1 protein-coding gene is annotated in these 3887 nt (G+C 36.8%); it reads right to left on the reverse strand.

What is annotated here, in order from left to right; translation table 11 throughout:
• Positions 1 to 399: 399 nt before the first annotated feature.
• Complete coding sequence (locus V7161_RS26710; RefSeq protein WP_335715836.1) at positions 400 to 3660, reverse strand: Ig-like domain-containing protein; 3261 nt, start codon at positions 3658 to 3660, stop codon at positions 400 to 402.
• Positions 3661 to 3887: the final 227 nt, after the last annotated feature.

The following is a 3887-nucleotide window of genomic DNA, read 5'->3' on the forward strand; positions in this document are numbered from 1 at the left end:
TATCAAATTATCTCGAATTAAAAACAATAGAAATTGAGAGTTATGAATTCATTTCTATTGTTTCATTTTTAATTCAAACTAAAATATTCACATAAAACAAAGGGAAAGGTTAAAAGAAAATGCGATTGCCCGAGCTAAAGACCTTTCTCATACTTTCTAATCTAATAAATTAATAAAAAATAGACCCATGTCAGGTCTGTCGTTTTTAATAGTGTGATAAGGTATTAGTGAACAATATAAAGTATGAAACTAAAAAAACGGGAGTCATTTCGATAGAAACGGCTCCCGTTTTTTTTTACTTCTCAACTTTTTGGGGGGGATGGCCACAAATTTCTGGCTTTTCATTTTGAATATTGCGGCGAATTCATCCCATCATCAATCGTTCAAAATTGACATAATTTAATTTGGTTTAACTATAACAGGAATAATAATTTTAAATCCGTCATATTCCGCAATGATAACAGTGGCTCCTTCAGACTTCGTTAGAATCTTATGTTCAGCGGTCACTTCCGCTACTTCCGGATTGGAACTAATCCATTTGACATCAGCTGTAACGTTTTTTATCGTTCCATCGCTGGACATAGCATTAATGAATACCTCATTTGTTGAGCCTGATGAAGTTACGATATAACCCGGCGAAGAACTTATTCCCCTAGTAAATGTAGGGTACTTTGCTACAACTTCAACATCAATTGTCGCTGACATTCCAAAAACAGTAGCAGTTATTGTCGTTTTTCCAACAGAGTGAGCGATGATATGTCCATCAGCAGAAATCGTTGCAACCGATTCGTCCGCCACCGTGAATTTTGCTTTATAATTAAGATTATAACAATCACAATTTCCATCTCTGCGTTGATGACCAAAGTATCCATTAATTGAGATGTCAGTGGACTTATTAGGTTCTAACATTATATTGCTAGTTGTCCATTTATCGTTTTCAGCCCAATATAAATTTACAGGCTTAGTGTTTCTTACCCAAATAGCATCTCTCATATTTCCATAAATGAACCAGATGTATGCTTCACCAGGGCCGACCCATGTAATGACCCCGTTCTGGTCAACGGTTGCTACACTTTCGTCGGAAGATTCCCATTTTCCTTCTGTATCAACCTGAACTATATTATGATCTGTATATTCAGCAAACGCATTTGCATCAACAGTTCCTGCTTCAGGGTGTAATAACATCCCATTGTGCGTACCAGATATCGCATCTACTAGCGATCCTGCTTCAGGCTGTAATACCATCCCCGTGCTAACAATTCCTACTAAATTTACTGGTCCGGCTTGATCTTGTACTTTTACTGGAATTTTAATAGAAGAGAAACCTGCAATTGTTGCACTAACCGTCGTTTTTCCAGTATTCATTCCAATAAATTTTCCGTCTTTAACACTTACAATTGTAGGATCCTCTGTTGTCCACTGGATTGAGTTCGATATTTCCCTTTGAGTTCCATCATTGTATTGAGCAAAAACATGTACTGGATAAAGCTTATCTTTTTGAACAACAACATCCAATGAGGAAACAAGTAAGGACTCAATTTTTAAATCTTTAATTGATGCATCATTCCCAGAAAGGATTGAAACATTCAAGATTTTTGTGCTTGTGCCGTAATCGATAAGTACCTGTGTTGTTCCTTCTGCTACTGCTGTAAAAACACCATTCCTAACTGTAACTTTGTCTGGGTCTAATGATGTGAATCTTGTGTCTGATGTAACGTCAGATGTTGAACCATCCTTATATTTTGCTTTTACAGAGAACGAATGCGTGTGCTCAGATAAACTAAAGGAGATGTCATTTTCACTAGGAATCAGATCAACAATTTTATTTGCAAAATCTTTAGATGGTTCATTTGAAACGACAATTGAAACCTGCTTTGAGTATCCAGAGCTATCTACGGTAATGATTGTTGTACCAGTGCCTACAGCGGAAAGCAGGCCAGCCTTATTTACTTTAACAACATCAGGATTAGATGATTTATATACCGCATATGAAGTCGAATTTGATCTATCTGAATAGGTCGTTTTTACCTCTAATTGCTGCTGTTGATTTACTACCATATTTTTCATATCTGGTGTAACAGAAATTGATTCAGGGATTGGAACCTGCTTCTGACCGTCTTTATCCTTGACTGCCACCGGGATATCTACAGTGTTACGACCATTATTATAGATTGCATGAAAAACAGTTGAGCCACTCATATTACCAATAACCTTAGGTGCTTCACCAAATTTTCGTTGAGTTGAAGCTACTTTTTCATTGTCAGAGTAAAATTCAACGGAACCTGAGACATCCTCCGTGCTTCCATCACTGTAAATCGCTGTTATTGCAACTAGCGCTTCATCTCCTGCACCTAAAGAGAGATTTGATGGAGAAGCTGTCAAACCAATCACTCTTGGAGTAGTAAGCTTATTGGTGACAGTAACTTCAATTTTAACTGGAGGAAGAACATCTGATCGATAGGAAGCTGTCACAATAGTTTTACCGGTCTTACGTCCAATGATATATCCTGAATCAGTAACCGTTGCAATGCTGTTATCATCGACGGTCCATTTGACATCATTAGGATTTACATTTTCACGTAAATACACACCACCTTCTGATATTCCGTTAGTGAACACTTCGGTTAAATTAACAGGCCAATTTTGACCTGGCAATAATTCAACTGAAGGTTCATCAGTTACAAGCTTTGTAGGCTTAACAACATTAACAAGTACAGCACCAACCAACTTATCATATTTAAAATATATATATGCTTGGCCAATTCCAACTGGGGTAATCTGACCATCTTTACTAACGGTAGCAACATTACGATTTGTCGTTGTCCAACTTCCTGAAGAAGTAACATCTTTCCATGTATATGCTCCATCCCCCCAGGTGTTCTTTATATTGGCATTTACTTGAACCGGCTCATGAGAGGTTTCTAACCTAAACATGTCAGCCGAAAGGTACAGCGCATCAACATCAGGAATACCCCTTATCGAAGCAAAGAAGTTTATTTGTGGAAAATCTGCGTAAGTTACTTTCATTGCAACATTACCATTTGATATCCCTTTTAATACACCTTTTTCAACCGATGCAATTGAAGGATCTCTTGATTCCCAGTTAGCTAATTTAGTTACGTCTTCCATCGAACCATCGATATAAAACGCTTTCAAAGCGATAGGACGCTCTTGCCCTTCATCTATGTAGGTAATTTGTTTAGCTTCTAAAACAAGCGATACAATTGTTTTCGCTTCTGAAGGATTTGCATTTTGACCTAAAACACGCTCATTCTGAGTAACATTTACTTCAACATTTAACAACGCATTACCAAGACTGAATTGTACGTGTGTAGACCCTGCATGCACAGCTGTTAGCACTCCACTATCAACTTTTACAACTTTCTCATCTAATGAAGTCCATTTTCCTTCTGCTGTAACATCCGCTTTGGAACCATCCTTATACTCTGCTTCAGCCTTTAATACGTGTTTGCCTTTAGACAGAGAGAACGAGACTTTCGATTCACTTGGAATAATTTTTACAATCTCCTTTGAAGGCGGTTCCTTTGTTACCATTTTTGCCTTTTCAGGTGAGGCAGAAGCCAAACTGCTGAATAGAGACAGGATTACGGTAAAGATGAGAGTTAATGCTGTAATTCGTTTTTTTACCTTTGTTGCCATTTGACGACCTCCTATATCTTTTTTATATTATCAACCTGTAAATACAGGCTGTTAATACCAAACTACTAATACTAGATTTCTTCATTGGATTTACATCTTTCACACTGACCATGTTTATTGAAAAAGATAGTCTAGAAAAATTGACGTTATTTTCATTGGATATGTATTTTTCTTCATTAAAAATTTATTAGATTTTTTCCAATTTTCACAATTTAAATGCTAAATTA

It is taken from the genome of Neobacillus drentensis (genome assembly GCF_036965425.1).
Taxonomy (GTDB): domain Bacteria; phylum Bacillota; class Bacilli; order Bacillales; family Cytobacillaceae; genus Neobacillus; species Neobacillus drentensis_F.

Bases quoted from the DNA above. Each gene is read 5' to 3' on its own strand.
- V7161_RS26710 (WP_335715836.1), bottom strand. From the start codon at position 3,660: ATGGCAACAAAGGTAAAAAAACGAATTACAGCATTAACTCTCATCTTT.